The organism is Inquilinus sp. YAF38, from assembly GCF_052113205.1.
Classification (GTDB): domain Bacteria; phylum Pseudomonadota; class Alphaproteobacteria; order DSM-16000; family Inquilinaceae; genus Inquilinus.
This window is the reverse complement of record NZ_JBFRCU010000062.1, coordinates 54,420-68,667: the sequence shown is the minus strand read 5'-3', so window position 1 is coordinate 68,667 and position 14,248 is coordinate 54,420. Positions and strand designations below refer to the sequence as shown.

The 14,248-nt window shown below is 69.1% G+C and carries 18 protein-coding genes; 7 read left to right on the top strand and 11 right to left on the bottom strand.

All coding sequences use genetic code 11. The annotated features are described in order from the left end of the window. Positions 1–244: hypothetical protein (locus tag AB4Z01_RS24300; RefSeq protein WP_441698370.1), on the top strand; the 244-nt coding region annotated here is incomplete at its 5' end. A gap of 261 nt (positions 245–505) precedes the next feature. Next, the gene (locus AB4Z01_RS24295) at positions 506–742 is read left to right on the top strand and encodes a hypothetical protein (RefSeq protein ID WP_441698368.1); all 237 of its coding nucleotides are present in this window, start codon (positions 506–508) and stop codon (positions 740–742) included. A gap of 148 nt (positions 743–890) precedes the next feature. Here the strand turns inward: AB4Z01_RS24295 and AB4Z01_RS24290 are convergent, their stop codons facing one another. From AB4Z01_RS24290 to AB4Z01_RS24280, 3 genes are read right to left on the bottom strand one after another with little or no spacing between them, the layout of a single operon-like run. Beyond that, positions 891–1,073, bottom strand: coding sequence for a hypothetical protein (locus tag AB4Z01_RS24290; protein ID WP_441698367.1), 183 nt, complete (start codon positions 1,071–1,073; stop codon positions 891–893). A 52-nt stretch (positions 1,074–1,125) separates the two neighbouring features. Further along, on the bottom strand, positions 1,126–1,590 hold the full coding sequence (locus AB4Z01_RS24285; RefSeq protein ID WP_441698365.1) for a GNAT family N-acetyltransferase: 465 nt from the start codon (positions 1,588–1,590) through the stop codon (positions 1,126–1,128). Beyond that, the gene (locus AB4Z01_RS24280; RefSeq protein ID WP_441698363.1) at positions 1,587–2,138 is read right to left on the bottom strand and encodes a histidine phosphatase family protein; all 552 of its coding nucleotides are present in this window, start codon (positions 2,136–2,138) and stop codon (positions 1,587–1,589) included. Before AB4Z01_RS24280 ends, AB4Z01_RS24285 begins: the two co-directional genes overlap by 4 nt. A 141-nt stretch (positions 2,139–2,279) precedes the next feature. Between AB4Z01_RS24280 and AB4Z01_RS24275 the strand changes: the two genes are divergently transcribed. After that, complete coding sequence (locus AB4Z01_RS24275; RefSeq protein WP_441698361.1) at positions 2,280–3,656, top strand: MFS transporter; 1,377 nt, start codon at positions 2,280–2,282, stop codon at positions 3,654–3,656. On the opposite strand, the gene AB4Z01_RS24270 is transcribed toward AB4Z01_RS24275, so the two are convergent. The 7 genes from AB4Z01_RS24270 to AB4Z01_RS24240 form a co-directional block, all read right to left on the bottom strand. After that, a complete protein-coding gene (locus AB4Z01_RS24270; RefSeq protein WP_441698359.1) occupies positions 3,653–4,507 on the bottom strand; it encodes a sulfite oxidase heme-binding subunit YedZ in 855 nt (284 codons plus the stop codon). The two genes, AB4Z01_RS24275 and AB4Z01_RS24270, sit on opposite strands and share 4 nt — an antisense overlap. 268 nt (positions 4,508–4,775) lie before the next feature. After that, positions 4,776–5,816, bottom strand: a complete 1,041-nt coding sequence (locus AB4Z01_RS24265) for an endonuclease/exonuclease/phosphatase family protein (RefSeq protein WP_441698357.1) — start codon at positions 5,814–5,816, stop codon at positions 4,776–4,778. Further along, complete coding sequence (locus AB4Z01_RS24260; RefSeq protein ID WP_441698355.1) at positions 5,816–6,733, bottom strand: sugar phosphate isomerase/epimerase family protein; 918 nt, start codon at positions 6,731–6,733, stop codon at positions 5,816–5,818. Before AB4Z01_RS24260 ends, AB4Z01_RS24265 begins: the two co-directional genes overlap by 1 nt. Positions 6,734–6,748: 15 nt before the next feature. After that, positions 6,749–7,867 (bottom strand): sn-glycerol-3-phosphate ABC transporter ATP-binding protein UgpC, encoded by a 1,119-nt coding sequence (ugpC, locus tag AB4Z01_RS24255; protein WP_441698353.1) that lies wholly within the window; start codon positions 7,865–7,867, stop codon positions 6,749–6,751. A 10-nt stretch (positions 7,868–7,877) separates the two neighbouring features. After that, entirely contained in the window at positions 7,878–8,765 is an 888-nt protein-coding gene (gene ugpE / locus AB4Z01_RS24250) for a sn-glycerol-3-phosphate ABC transporter permease UgpE (protein ID WP_441698351.1), read from the bottom strand. 12 nt (positions 8,766–8,777) lie between these two features. Further along, positions 8,778–9,662, bottom strand: a complete 885-nt coding sequence (locus AB4Z01_RS24245) for an ABC transporter permease subunit (protein ID WP_441698349.1) — start codon at positions 9,660–9,662, stop codon at positions 8,778–8,780. Between the two features lie 81 nt (positions 9,663–9,743). Then, positions 9,744–11,090, bottom strand: coding sequence for an extracellular solute-binding protein (locus tag AB4Z01_RS24240; RefSeq protein WP_441698347.1), 1,347 nt, complete (start codon positions 11,088–11,090; stop codon positions 9,744–9,746). 224 nt (positions 11,091–11,314) lie between these two features. Here AB4Z01_RS24240 and AB4Z01_RS24235 point away from each other — a divergent pair, with 224 nt between their 5' ends. From AB4Z01_RS24235 to arsB, 3 genes are all read left to right on the top strand, one after another. Further along, positions 11,315–11,695 (top strand): ArsR/SmtB family transcription factor, encoded by a 381-nt coding sequence (locus tag AB4Z01_RS24235; RefSeq protein ID WP_441698346.1) that lies wholly within the window; start codon positions 11,315–11,317, stop codon positions 11,693–11,695. Then, entirely contained in the window at positions 11,692–12,114 is a 423-nt protein-coding gene (gene arsC, locus AB4Z01_RS24230; protein WP_441698344.1) for an arsenate reductase (glutaredoxin), read from the top strand. The genes AB4Z01_RS24235 and arsC overlap by 4 nt, the downstream gene beginning before the upstream one ends. 76 nt (positions 12,115–12,190) lie before the next feature. Then, positions 12,191–13,219, top strand: coding sequence for an ACR3 family arsenite efflux transporter (arsB, locus tag AB4Z01_RS24225; protein WP_441698374.1), 1,029 nt, complete (start codon positions 12,191–12,193; stop codon positions 13,217–13,219). Here the strand turns inward: arsB and AB4Z01_RS24220 are convergent, their stop codons facing one another. Continuing rightward, on the bottom strand, positions 13,220–13,756 hold the full coding sequence (locus AB4Z01_RS24220; protein ID WP_441698343.1) for an arsinothricin resistance N-acetyltransferase ArsN1 family B: 537 nt from the start codon (positions 13,754–13,756) through the stop codon (positions 13,220–13,222). A gap of 74 nt (positions 13,757–13,830) precedes the next feature. Here AB4Z01_RS24220 and AB4Z01_RS24215 point away from each other — a divergent pair, with 74 nt between their 5' ends. Next, the gene (locus AB4Z01_RS24215) at positions 13,831–14,247 is read left to right on the top strand and encodes a PadR family transcriptional regulator (protein WP_441698341.1); all 417 of its coding nucleotides are present in this window, start codon (positions 13,831–13,833) and stop codon (positions 14,245–14,247) included. The last annotated feature ends 1 nt before the right edge of the window (position 14,248 follow it).

Below are 14,248 nucleotides of genomic sequence, written 5' to 3'. Positions count from 1 at the left end.
GCCGGAGGTGGCGGAGCTGGTGGAAGCCAGCCGGGCCGAGGTCGCGGTGGCGGCCTTGTGCCGGCGCTGGGGCTATCCGGTCCAGGTGAAGCAGTGGCTCGAGATGGCCGACGAGGCCCTGGAGGAGCTGGGCTTCCTGCCGTCGCAGGATGGCGAGGACGACGAGGATGATCCGGCGGATCCGCCCGAACCTCGCCCGGCCGGTGTCAACCGCCGCAGGCCCAAGCCGCCCGACACCGGGTGACCGAGTAGGTTGGGTTCGCGCCTTCGCGAACCCAACATGCCGCCGCCCTCGTGGCACCCGATCCTGTTGGGTTCGCGTGCCGCGAACCCAACCTACGAGACCCGGATTGCCTTGCCTTTCCCGCCCTGCGGGAGGGGTCGAAGGTGCTTGCGCCAGAGAACTCCTGAAAGACGCTGCTCTATCATGCAGCCTAATGGCTCACCATGTTCCGAAGAGCGGCCTCTTGTCCCGCTGTCACCCTTTCAGACTGAGATACGAGCTATGGTCAACGATCCTGCACGAGATGTTCTCCAAGTCTTGAAGCTGATCGTCAAGCGAGGTGGATTCCCTTGGAAAGCGGGAGTGGTAGTTCTGCCTGAGGACATCGTCCTGCAACATCTCGGTGATTACTCGCAGGCTGATTTCGACGATGGCGTGGAATACGCAGTGAAGCAGGGGTGGCTAGTCAGAAACAATGGGGGTTTGGAGTTAACCGAAACCGGCGTCGAGCAGGCCTGATCCTCCAGAACGAGCATCATCGGCTCGGCGGCGCCTTCTCCATGAACACGCTCAGAGGGTGTAGGTTGGGTTCGCGCAAGCGAACCCAACTTCTCGAAGCTGTGTCCGGCATCCGTTGGGTTCGCCTGTCGCGAACCCAACCTACGGGCTACTTGCACTGCGGCGGGGGCAGTTCGTCTTCCGTCCCCCAGGAGAGCAGCCAGCGCCGCATCTCCTCATGCGGGATCAGCCGTCCGGCATCCGCCGCGGCGATGCCTTCGCGGATCGCGGCGCGCTTGGCAGCGGTCTCCGGATCGTCCTCCGGCGGCTGGATCGGCGCGGGCTTCGTCATGGTTCCAATATAGGGCGCTTTGCCCGTTCTGGCCACGGAGCGCTTGCGCACCTCACCCGCCCGGCAACGCCTTCTCCATGAACACGCTCAGCGGGTCGGGGCCGTAGGCGCCGAAGGGGCCGGTTTCGCGGTAGCCGAAGCGGCGATATAGGCCGAGCGCCTCGGCCGACCTCACCCCGGTCTCCAGCCGCAGCAGCCGGATGCCGGCGCGGGCCGCATCCGCCTCGAGCGCCTGCAGCAGGGCGCGGCCGATGCCGAGGCCGCGCGCCTCGGCGGCGACGAAGATCCGCTTCAGCTCGGCCGTGCCGTCGCTATCGGGCGCATAGCCGCCACAGCCGGCCGCCCTCCCGTCCTGCCGGGCGACCAGGAAGCGCACCCGCTGGGCCAGCAGCGCAGCGACACTCAGCCCGTGCCGGCTCTCCGCCGGATACAGCCCGGCCGAGCGGCGGTCGGCCTGCTCCAGCAGCGCCTGCACCTCGGCCTGGTCCGGCGTCTCCGGGGCGATGGTCAGGGTCATTCGTCATCCTTCCAGCAGCGCCGGACCGTGCCGGCGGGGTCGATGTGGAACACATCCGGGTTGCTCAGCGCCGCCCAGGCGGCGAAGCCGTCGCGATCGTCGAAACTGTGCAGCAGCAGGGCCAGCAGATTGCCGTGGCTGACGACCGCCACCGGCCCCTCTGCACCGGCCGCGGCATCGGCCAGCGCCGCCAGGCCGCGCCGGGTCGCCGCGGCGCCGGATTCGCCGCCGGGCCAGGCCAGGGCCGGATCGGCGAAAGAGCGGCGCAGCCGGTCTTGCCAATCCTCGGCCGGCTCCGCCGCCAGCACGCGCTCCGCCAGCCGGTCGTCGATCCGGACCGGCAGCCCCAGCCATTCGGCCAGCGGGGCGGCGCTGTCCCGCGCCCGCAGGAAGGGGCTGGAAACGATGCGCGCGATCGGCAGGTCCGACAGCCGGTCGCGCAGCCGCAGCGCCTGGTCGCGGCCTTCGGCGGTCAACGGCGCCTCCGGCTCCTGGCCGGCCGCCCGGCAGTGCCGGATCAGATAGAGCTCGCCTGTCACAATCATCATCTCTCCGCTGTGCCCCTCCAGTCTAGCCCGCCGCCGGATTGACCGGCTCGCGGGACAGCGATGCGCCGAAGGCGGCCTCGGCCCCGCGCGACTCGTGCTAGGGAACGGAAGCCGAACGCTTCCCGCCGCCCAGGCGCGCCCATGCCCTTCGATGCCTGCCCCGACCGCGCCACCCCTGCGCGGCGCGCTGCCCGTCTCGCCGCGCTCAGCCTCGGCGTGGTGGTGGTCCAGGTCGACGTCACCGTCGTCAATGTCGCGCTCGACCAGATCCAGGGCCTGATGCAGGGCGGCGTCGCCGGGCTGCAATGGGTGGTCAACGGCTACACCCTGGCCTTCGCCAGCCTGCTGCTGACCGGCGGCGCGCTGGGCGACCGGTTCGGGGCGCGGCGCCTGTACCTGGCCGGCTTCGCCCTGTTCACTTTGGCCTCGCTGGCCTGCGGCCTGGCCCCGACCGGCACGGTGCTGATCGCCGCCCGCGTCGCCCAGGGACTGGGCGGGGCGCTGCTGATGCCGTGCTCGTTGGCGCTGGTCGCCCATGCCTATCACGATCCGGGCGAGCGGATGCGGGCGATCGGCATCTGGGCCGGGGCCGGCGGCATGGCGATGGTGGCCGGTCCGGTGGTCGGCGGCGTGCTGGTCGCGCTGTTCGGCTGGCGCAGCATCTTCCTGATCAACCTGCCGATCGGCGCGATCGGCCTGTGGCTGACCCTGCGCTTCGTCAGCGAGACCGAGGGCCGGCACAACCGCGCTCTCGACCTGCCGGGCCAGATCCTGGCGATCGTCGCGCTGGTGGCGCTGACCGGCTCGATCATCGAGGGCGAGCCGGTGGGCTGGACCCATCCGCTGGTTCTGGGTGGCATGGCCTTGTTCGTGCTGGCCGGCATCGGCTTCATCCTGGTCGAATCCCGCAACGCGGCGCCGATGATGCCGCTCGGCCTGTTCCGCCATCCGGTGTTCTCGGCGGTGTCGCTGATCGGCTTCCTGCTCAACGCCGGCTATTATGGCTCGACCTTCCTGCTCAGCCTGTATTTTCAGGGGCCGCTCGGTCTGTCGCCGCTGCTGACCGGCCTCGCCTTCGTGCCGATGACCGGGCTGATCGCTGTCATCAACGTCTTCGCCGGCCGGATCGCGGCGCGCCACGGGGCGCGGCTGCCGATGGTGTCGGGGCTGTGCGTCGCCGTCGCCGGCTTCGGTGCACTGGCGCTGGCGCTGACCCCGACAACGGATTACGGCGGCCTCTGGTGGACCCTGCTGCTGATCGGCTGCGGCACGGCGCTGACCGTGCCGCCGATGACCGCGGCGCTGCTGGCGACGGTCGACCGCGCCCGCTCCGGCATCGCGTCCGGGGTGCTCAACTCGCTGCGCCAGACCGGAGGGGCCCTCGGCGTCGCCGTGCTCGGCGCGATCGGCGGCGGCGGCCTATCGGTCGAGGGCATGCGGCTGGCGATGGGGCTCAGCGGCGGCGTGCTGGTCTTCGCCCTGCTGGCCGCGGTGGTCTGGGTCCGGAAGCCGGCTTAAGCCAGAGCTGGCCGACGGGCCTTGCTCTTCTGCAGCCGGCGCAGCGCCGCCAGCACGGTGACGGCCAGGCCGGCGCCCAGCACGATCCAGGCCGGGCGCGGGCCGAAGGCGAAGATCAGGTTGGCGCGCAGCACCCGCATCGGGTCGACCCCGGTGAACAGCCCGTACATCGCCGCCTCGCCGCCGGCCGTGACCAGGGCGGCGGCCACCGACAGCACGGCCAGCGACCACAGCGGCAGCCCGTCGCCGCGGCCGAAGCGGCTGTCCAGCACCCGCCAGGCCAGCAGCCAGATGGTGAAGCCGGCCAGCATGGTCGGGATGGCGACGTCGACCTTCGACTGCATCACCCCATGCACCAGCCCCAGCACGACGATCGGATAGATCAACTGGTGGAGCCGCTGCCATCTCTTGCCGCCCAGGCGCTTGATCATGGCGTCGGTCGACGTGGCCAGCAGCGGCATCAGCCCCAAGAGCGCCAGGAAGCCGATGGTGAGGTACAGGCGCTTGACGATCTCCGACGCCACGAAGCCGAGGTCGAAATGCTGGGTGGCGGTATAGCCGGTCAGGTGGATCAGGACATAGATGGCGGCGGCGACGCCGATCATGCGCCGCACCTGGATCAGCTGCGGCCAGCGCAGCGCCCGCCGCAGCGGCGTGACGGCGAGGCCGATGACCAGCAGGTACAGCACCCATAGCCCGATGTTGCGCTGGAAGGTCTGCACCGGGTCGGCGCCCAGGTCGCCGGCCACGAGGCGCCCGCCATACCACAGGCCGGGCAGGAGCAGCAGCACGAAGACCACGGTCTTCAGCCAGGAGAAGCGGCCGGCACGGTCGGTGAAAGGCGAACGCATCAGATCCTCGGTGGACGCGGTCTGGTTGCGGCCACGGGGACAGAATAGCGCGGCCACCCCTCTATACGGAGAGGGAGGCCGGGACGTTTCATGACATCGGAGTCATTTCGGAGGAGGGTGGGGGCGCGTTGCCTCTCCCGTTTACGGGAGAGGTCGGAGACGCGAAGCGGCTCCGGGTGAGGGTTCTTTGTCGAGGCCCAGGCCAGCCCTCACCCGGTCGTCCTGCGGACGCCCGACCTCTCCCGCCAGGCGGGAGAGGCAATCTGATCTAGGCTTCCACCTCAGCCCCGGCCGCTACCGATCGCTCCGCCACCACGCCCGTCACCACCGTCGCCGCCACCACCTCGTGGTCGGAGATGGCGGCGCCGGCGGCGTCGACCGCCGGGATGGTCGCCGGTGCCTCGGCCTCGACCTGGCGGGTGAACAGCCAGTCCAGCTTGGCGAAGGGCGGCACCGGCGTGCCGTCCGGGCGGGTGCGCTGGGTCGGGCCGGGCGCGTTGCAGCGATGCCAGTCGAAGCCGGCGTCGCGCAGCACGGCGAACAGCGGCTCCGCCGTCTCCGGTGCCTCCAGGGACCCGGCGATCCCGGTGGCGTTGAAGTCACCGCCCAGCACCACCCCGGCGCCGGCCGGCACCAGCCGGTCGATCGCCGCGACCAGCCGCTCGCCCTGACGGCCGCGGTCGGCGGCGTCGCTGTGGCTTTCGAGATGAGCCGCGACCAGCCAGAGCGGCCGCGGCGTGTCGAGCCGGGCGGCCACCGCCATGCGGCCGCCCAAGCGGCGCTGATTGCCGCTGCGGCCGGCGAACCAGGTGCCGCCGGGGTCGAGCGGGATGATCACCGGGTCCAGCAGCCTGTGGCGGCTGAGGACGGCATTGCCGTGCAGCCCGATGCGGTTGTCCTCGTCGGCATGCCACTGGCTTTCGCGGGCGTCGCCGAGGCCGAGCTCGACGAACTCCACGCCAAAGGCCCAGCCCATGCCCAGCGCCTCGGCCAGGTCGCGCACCGTGTGCCGGTTGCCGGACCGGGCCATGCCGATATCGGCCTCGGTCAGCAGCACCACATCTGTGCTCCGCAGCAGGGCGGCGGAGGGGGCGTGGTACTTCAGCCGCTCGGCGTTCCAGGCGGCGACGCGCAGCCGTGCCCCGACCGGCCGGTCCACCGGCGCCGGCCGGTGCTCGACCGCATGCAGCGCCGGCACTTCGGAGGCGAAGCGGTCATGCGCATCGTCCGGCGCCAGGGCCGCATCGGCCAAGAGGATCGGGTCGGGGGCCGGCAGCACGCCGGCCCGCCGCGTGATGATCTCCCGCATCAGGCCGCGAGTGCGCGCTGGTTGACCAGCTCGGCCAGGCGCCGGGCGCGGGCCAGGCTGTTGCCCAGCTCGGCATCGTAGCGGTCGGCGTTCAGCTCCAGGATCATCACCGTGTCGGGCTGGAAGCGCAGCTCGGTGAAGATCTCCTCCCAGGCGATGTCGCCCCAGCCCAGCGGCAGGTGCAGGTCGCCGATGCCCAGCGCCACCGCCTCGGACGGCTCGTAGAACTTGGTCATGGTGTAGGGCCGGCCGAAGCTGTCATGCACATGCAGATGGCCGGTGGCCGAGGCCATGCTGCGGATCTGGGCGCGCCAGTCCAGGCCGCGGCGGGTGCATTCGATATAGGCGTGGCTGAAGTCGATCAGCGCGCAGAGGTTCGGGTGGTTCAGCGCCCGCACGGTGTCGGCGACCTCGGCCGGGGTCTGGCGGTACTCGCCGTCGTCCATGGCGAAGATGTTCTCGAAGGCCAGCTTGACGCCGTAGCCGCGGGCCACATCGGCCAGCTCGGCCAGGGCCTCGCGCTCGATCGCGTCCAGCCGGTCGCGCCCGGCCTCGTCGGTCATCGCCGCCTTGCCGCAATGATGCACCAGCACGCCGGCGCCGACCTGGTCGCACAGCTCCAGCATCGCCCGCACCACTGCCTTCTGCAGCGGCAGGTTCTGCTCGTCCATGAAGTTGGAGACGATCTGGCCGTGCACCGTGTAGCGCAGGTCGTGGCGGCGGGTGATCTGCTCCAGCTTGTGCACCCGGTCGGGCAGCACGCGGCCGCCGGCGATCAGGTCCTCGCCGTACAGCGACAGCTCGGCCGCGTCGGCGCCGAGCGCGGCGATGCGGCCCAGGCTGGCGTCCAGGCGCGACAGGTCGCCCTTGCCGCTGACGCCGGTGGAGAAGCCGATGGCGGTGATGATCTCGGTCATGATGGTCTCTCGATCTCAGGCGGCGGTGGCGACGGCGAAGCGATGCTCGGCCGGCAGGTCGGCATCGAGCCGCAGCCCGGTGTGCGGGTCGAAGAAATGCAGCTGCGACGGCGGCAGGTAAAGCCCCAGCGGCTGGCCGGGGGTGTAGTCGGCCTCGGCCCCGGTGGTGACGGCGAAGGACAGGCCGTCGATGTCGGTGTGGACCACCCGGCCGGCGCCCAGCTCCTCGATGAAGTCGACCGTGGCGACCAGCGCCCCGGGCCGGTCGACCGGCACGATCTCCACCAGTTCCGGCCGGATGCCCAGCGTGGCGGAGCGCTCGACGAAGCGGCCGCCATCGGCCGGGTCGATCGCGATCGTCTTGGTCTCGTCGAAGCCGAACTGGCCGGGGGCGAAGATGCGGCCCTCGATGAAGTTCATCGCCGGCGACCCGATGAAGCTGGCGACGTAGCGGGTGCGCGGGCGGTTGTAGATCTCGGCCGGCCGGCCGATCTGCTCGACCACGCCCTTGTTCATCACGATCAACACGTCGGCCAGGGTCATCGCCTCGACCTGGTCGTGGGTGACGAAGACCGAGGTGGCGCCCAGGCGCCGGTGCAGGCGGCGGATCTCGACCCGCATCTGCACCCGCAGCTTGGCGTCCAGGTTGGACAGCGGCTCGTCGAACAGGAACACCTCTGGCTCGCGGATGATGGCGCGGCCCATGGCGACGCGCTGGCGCTGGCCGCCGGACAGGGCCGCCGGCTTGCGGTCGAGGAAATCCTCCAGCCCGACCAGCTTCGCCACCTCGCGCACCTTGGCCATCCGCTCGGCCTTCGGCATGCCCGCGACCTTCAGTGCATAGCCCATGTTCTGGGCCACGCTCATATGCGGGTACAGGGCGTAGTTCTGGAACACCATGGCGCAGCCGCGCTCGCGCGGCTCCAGCTGGTTCACCACCCGGCCGCCGATCGCGATCTCGCCGGCGGTGATCTCCTCCAGCCCGGCGATCATGCGCAGCAGGGTCGACTTGCCGCAGCCGGACGGGCCGAGGATCACGGCGAAGGTGCCCGACGGCAGGTCCAGGTCGACGCCGTGCACCACCGGCGTCTTGCCGTAGCTCTTGCGCACGCCGCGGATGGCGATATGGGCCATGGCTTTCTCCTTACTTGTCGGTGGCGATCAGGCCGCGCACGAACCAACGCTRCATCAGCGCGACGACCAGCAGCGGCGGGATCATCACGATCAGGGTACCGGCCATGGCGATGTTCCATTCCGGCAGGCCGCCCTGGTTGGTCGGGATCAGGCGCTTCAGCTCGACCACCGCGGTGCTGAAGGATTGGTCGGTGGTGATCAGGAGCGGCCAGAGATACTGGTTCCAGCTGTAGACGAAGAGGATCGCGGCCAGCGCCAGCATATTGGTGCGCGACAGCGGCATCAGGATCTCGGCGAAGAAGCGCATCGGCCCGGCGCCGTCCATCTTCGACGCTTCCAGCAGCTCGTCCGGCACGGTCAGGAAGAACTGGCGATACAGGAAGGTGCCGGTGGCCGTGGCGATCAGCGGCAGGATCAGGCCGGTGTAGGAGTTCAGCAGGTTCCATTGCAGGTCGACCTGCAGCCCGATGGCCGCGAGAATGCTCTGGAACGGCGACAGCGCATTCGCCGCGATCGAATAGGTCGGCACGATGCGGACCTCGAGCGGCAGCATCAGCGTGGTGAAGATCAGCCAGAACACCACCATCCGCGCGCGGTAGCGGAAGAACACGATCGAGAAGGCGGTCAGTGCCGCCAGCACGATCTTGCCGGCGGTGACGCCGACCGCGACGATCAGGCTGTTCAGCAGCTTCGGGCCGAACCCGGCCTGGTCCCAGGCGGCGGCGAGGTTGTCGATCAGATGGCCGCCGGGGATCAGGCTCATCGGCACCTGGTTGACGCCCTGGATGTCCTTGGTCGCGGCGGCCAGCACGATGGCGAAGGGCAGCAGCACCAGGACCAGGCCGGTAATCAGGATCAGATGCGTCAGGGCGTTCAGGACCGGGGTGCGTTCGATCATCGCCGTCCTCCCTCAGCTGTAGTGGATGCGGCGTTCGACCCAGCGGAACTGGACGAAGGTGAGGACCATGACCAGCAGCATCAAGACGATGCTCTGGGCGGCGGCGCCGGAGTAGTCGAGGCCTTTGAAGCCGTCGAAATAGATCTTGTAGACCATGACCTCGGTGCCGCGGGCCGGGCCGCCCTCGGTCATGATGTCGACGATGCCGAAGCTGTCGGTGAAGCTGCCGGTGAGGTTGATCACCATCAGGAAGAACAGGGTCGGCGCGATCAGCGGCAACTGGATGTCGCGCATCCGGCGCAGCGCGCCCGACCCGTCCATGGCGCTGGCCTCGATCAGGCTGCGCGGGATCGACTGCAGCGCCGCCAGGAAGAAGATGAAGTTGTAGCCGATCCAGATCCAGGCGTGGCACAGCACGACCATGATCAGGGCCTGGGTGCCGTTCAGCACCGGGTTCCACAGCCCCGGCCACAGCGCGTTGATCGCGCCGATCATCCCGCTCTCGGGCGCGAAGATGAAGCGGAAGGCGATGGCCGCGGCGGGCGCCGCGATGGCATAGGGCCAGACGAAGATCGAGCGGTAGGCCTGGAAGCCGCGCAGCTGCCGGTCGACGAACAGGGCCAGGACCAGGGCGCCGGCCATGGCGATGCCGGTGGCCAGCAGGGCATAGGCGAAGCTGACGCCGATGGATCCCCAATAGGCGCTGTCGCTCAGCAGCGCCTGGAAGTTCTCCAGCCCGACCCATTCATTGCCGCCGCCCCAGGGCTGCTCCAGCGTGAAGGCCCAGTACAGCGCCTCGCCGGCCGGCCAGTAGAAGAACAGGAACACCAGCAGCAGCTGCGGCGTGATCAGGAGCCAGGCCAGCGTCCGGTTCTTGAAATGGGCGCGTTTTTCCATCGGGTCCGAGGCGGCTGGTGGAGGAGGGGACTGCACCCCTCACCCTCCCGTGGGCCGGGAGGGTGAGGGGGCTGCGCCGGGTCAGAGCAGCTGCTTGCCGGCGTAGGTCTTCTCGAAGCGGCGCAGGATCACGTTGCCGCGCTCCACCGCCTGGTCGAGGCCGTCCTGCACCGAGACCTTGCCGGCGATGATCGCCTGGAAGGCGTCCTGGACCTCCTTGCGGATCTGGATGTAGCCGCCGAGGCGGATGCCGCGCGAGATCGGGGTGGTCGGGGTCCAGGTCAGGCTCTCGATCGCCAGCTCGCGGCCCTTGTAGGGGGCCTTGTCGTAGAAGCCGTCGGCCTTCATCGCCTGGAAGCCGGAATTGGTGACCGGGATGTAGCCGGTCACGGTCGACCACCATTGCACCGAGGACGGCTGGGCCAGGAAGTTCAGGAACGCCGCGGCGCCCTTGTATTCGCCGTCGGACTTGCCGGCGAGGACCCACAGCGAGGCGCCGCCAACCAGGGAGTTCTTGCGCTCGGTGCCGGCCCAGACCGGCAGCTTGACCACATCCCAATGCATGTCCGGGGCGGCCAGCTTGCCGATGGTGCCGTGGTCGGCGACCGAGGACTGCGTCATCTGGCAGGTGCCGGAGGCGAAGGCCGGGACGATGTCCTGGCCGCCTTCCTTGGTCTTCAGCACGAACAGGCCTTCATCGTACATCTTCTTGATGAAGGTGATCTGGTCGACGAACTTGGTCTTGTTGAAGACCAGCTCGGCGTCGAGCCCGTCATAGCCGTTGTTCTTGGTGGCGATCGGCTGGTTGTGGATCGCCGAGAACTGCTCCAGCGTCGGCCAGGGGTCGAAGTTGAAGGCCAGCGGGCAGTCGTAGCCGGCGGCCTTCAGCTGGCGGGAGATCTGCTCGACGTCTTCCCAGGTCTCCGGCCCCTTGTCGCGGCCGATCTTGGCGAAGGCGTCCTTGTTCCAGTAGAACAGCGCCGACGAGGAATTGTAGGGGAACGACATCAGCTCGCCCTTCGACGTCGCGTAGTAGTTGGCGATGCCGGGGAAATAGTCGTCCCACTTGATGTCGTAGCCGTTGTCGGCCATCAGCTTGCGGGCCGGGACATAGGCGCCGGACAGCATCAGGTCCAGCGTGCCGGCGTCGAACACCTGCACCACGGTCGGCTGCTTCTGGGCGCGATAGGCGGCGATGGCGTTCTGCACCGCGTTCGGATAGCCGCCCTGGCCGACGCAGACCGCCTCGAAATCGGCCTGGCTGTCGTTGAAGCGCTTGCAGGTCTCCTGCACCCGCTGTTCCAGGTCGCCGGTCAGCCCGTACCAGAACTCGAACTTGGTGCGCTCGGCCGCCTGGGCCGGCTGCGCAAACACCGCGGCGGCGGCCAGCGCGAAGGCGGCCGCCGACAGCTTGGTCACGACGGTCATGTATGTCTCCCCTTGGCCGCCCTGCACGTCCGCGACGGCGGCGACGGGACCGTTCCCTACAAGGGGAAGATGACGGTTCGGTTTAACAACCGTATCGCTCGGATGACATTTGCTGTTCCAGCCTGTGGGTTCCGGCGACAACTTCGAAGGATTAGATGAAAAACCGATAGGTCGGTGTCGGCTGGAGGCTTGCGCCAATTCCATATTTCTGAAATTCTCGAAATATGGATGAGATCGCAGCGATCGAGGGACTCGGGGCCTTGGCCCAATCGACCCGGCTGGCCGTCTTCCGCCTGCTGGTGCAGGCCGGGCCCGACGGCGTGCCGGCAGGAACCGTGGCGGAGCGGGTCGGCGTGCCCAGCACGACGCTCTCGACCCATCTCGGCATCCTCAGCCGGGCCGGGCTGATCCGGTCGCGGCGGGAAGGGCGGTCGATCCTCTATGCCGCCGATCTCGACGGCGTGCAGGCGCTGCTGTCCTTCCTGGTCCAGGATTGCTGCAACGGCCGGCCGGAGATCTGCGCGCCGCTGATAGGCGTCATCGAGCAGGCGAGCTGCGGCTGCCAGCCGGCCGCCCAAACCCAGGGAGAACCGGCATCGTCATGAGCGCGGTCACGATCTATCACAACCCGGCCTGCGGCACGTCCCGCAACGTCCTCGGCCTGATCCGCAACGCCGGCATCACGCCGGTTGTCATCGAATACCTGAAGACGCCGCCGAGCCGGACCGAACTGGCCGAGCTAGTCCGGCGCATGGGCGTTCCGGTGCGGGCGGTGCTGCGCGAGAAGGGCACGCCCTATCACGAGTTCGGCCTCGACGATCCGGATCTGACCGACGATCAGTTGCTCGACGCCATGATCGCGCACCCGATCCTGATCAACCGGCCGATCGTCGTCACCGAGCGGGGCGTGCTGCTCGCCCGCCCCTCGGAGGCGGTGCTCGACATCCTGCCGGCGCCGCAGCGGGGCGAGTTCCGCAAGGAGGATGGCGAGCTCGTCATCCGCCCCGACGGCCAGCGGGACTGACCTTTTCCTCCGACCGATCGGATCCGTGATGACCGCCGAGACCACCGCGGCCGGGCCTGCGCCGGCTGCCCCCGCCATGGGGCTGTTCGAGCGCTATCTCAGCCTGTGGGTCATCCTCTGCATCGTCGCCGGCATCGGCCTCGGCGCGGTGGTGCCGGGCTTCTTCGCGCTCGTCGCCTCGGCCGAGATCGCCAAGGTCAACCTGCCGGTGGCGGTGCTGATCTGGGCGATGATCGTGCCGATGCTGCTGAAGATCGACTTCGCCGCGCTCGGTGAGGTCAAGGCGCATTGGCGCGGCGTCGGCGTCACCCTGTTCGTCAACTGGGGCGTCAAGCCGTTCTCGATGGCGCTGCTGGGCAGCCTGTTCATCGGCCATCTGTTCGCGCCCTGGCTGGCGGCGGACCAGATCCCGTCCTACATCGCCGGGCTGATCCTGCTGGCCGCGGCACCCTGCACGGCCATGGTCTTCGTCTGGTCCAACCTCTGCGAGGGCGAGCCGCATTTCACCCTGAGCCAGGTGGCGCTGAACGACCTGATCATGGTCTTCGCCTTCGCACCGCTGGTCGGCCTGCTGCTCGGCGTCGCTTCGATCACCGTGCCCTGGGATACGCTGCTGCTGTCGGTGGTGCTGTATATCGTCGTGCCGGTGGCCGTGGCGCAGCTCTGGCGCCGGTCGCTGCTGGCCGTAGGCGGCGAGCCGGCACTGAAGCGCACCCTGGCCGTGCTGCAGCCGCTGTCGCTGACAGCGCTGCTGGCGACTCTGGTGCTGCTGTTCGGCTTCCAGGGCGAGCGCATTCTGGCCCAGCCCCTGGTGATCCTGCTGCTGGCCGTGCCGATCCTGATCCAGGTCTATCTCAACGCCGGCATCGCCTATTGGCTCAGCCGCCGCCTCGGCGTCGCCTGGTGCGTCGCGGCGCCGGCGGCGCTGATCGGCGCCTCCAACTTCTTCGAGCTGGCGGTGGCCGCGGCGATCAGCCTGTTCGGCCTCGGCTCCGGCGCGGCGCTGGCCACCGTGGTCGGCGTGCTGGTCGAGGTACCTGTCATGCTGTCGGTCGTCCGCCTGGTGAAGGCCTCGCGCGGCTGGTACGAACGCCGGGCGATCTGATCAGTCCAGAACCTCGGTCACCGGGCGCGGCTCGGTCGGATGGCCTGGACGGTCGCCGATCGGGCGCTGCCACCAGCCGACATCGTGCCAGGCGCCATGCTTGAAGCCGACATCGCGATACACGCCGAGCGGCACGAACCCGACCGCCTCGTGCAAGGCGACGCTGGCCGGGTTCGGCAGGGCGATGCCGGCGAAGGCGGCGTGGTAGCCTTGGCGCCGCAGCAGCTCGAACAGCCGCTCGTACAGCGCGCGACCGATGCCTTGCCGCCGCCCGGCCTCGGCGACATAGACGCTGACATCGACCGACCAGCGATAGGCCGGCCGGGCCCGGTGCGGGCCGGCATAGGCATAGCCCAGGATCCGGCCGTCCCGCTCCAGCACCAGCCAGGGATAGGCCGGGATCGTGCCGCGGATGCGATCGGCCATCTCCGCCACCGTTGGCGGTGCCAGCTCGAAGGAGATCGCCGTGCCGACGACGATCGGGGCGTAGATGGCCTGGAGGGCGGGGGCGTCCTCCGGCGTGGCGAGGCGGATCATCGGGTGTTCCGGCGGCTGAATTGGCAATACATTATCCCTTGACTCATCGATCATCAAGGTATCAGGATCGAGCCATGACCGAAGCCCGCAAGCTCTCTGCCGTCGCCCGACCCGCGGTCGACTACACCAGCCGCTCCTACTGGGCCGGCACGATCAAGATGAGCCTGTCCAAGTTCTTCATCCTGCGCGTGCTGCACGACCGGCCGATGCATGGCTATGACATCGCCCGGGCGGTGGAGTTGACGACCAATGGCTGCTGCTCCCCCACCGAAGGCACGATCTACCCGGTGCTGCGCGAGTTCGAGGAGGGCGGCTACGTCACCGTCGAAAGCAGCGTCGTCTCCGGCCGGCCGCGCAAGACCTACACCCTGACCGGCAAAGGCCGAGAGGCTTTCAAGGTGGGGGTGGAAGCGTGGCTGGAGGTGACCCGGGCGCTGACCGAGACGGAGAGCGTGATCGCACGGGAGAGCGGCGGAGGCTGCTGCGGATAGC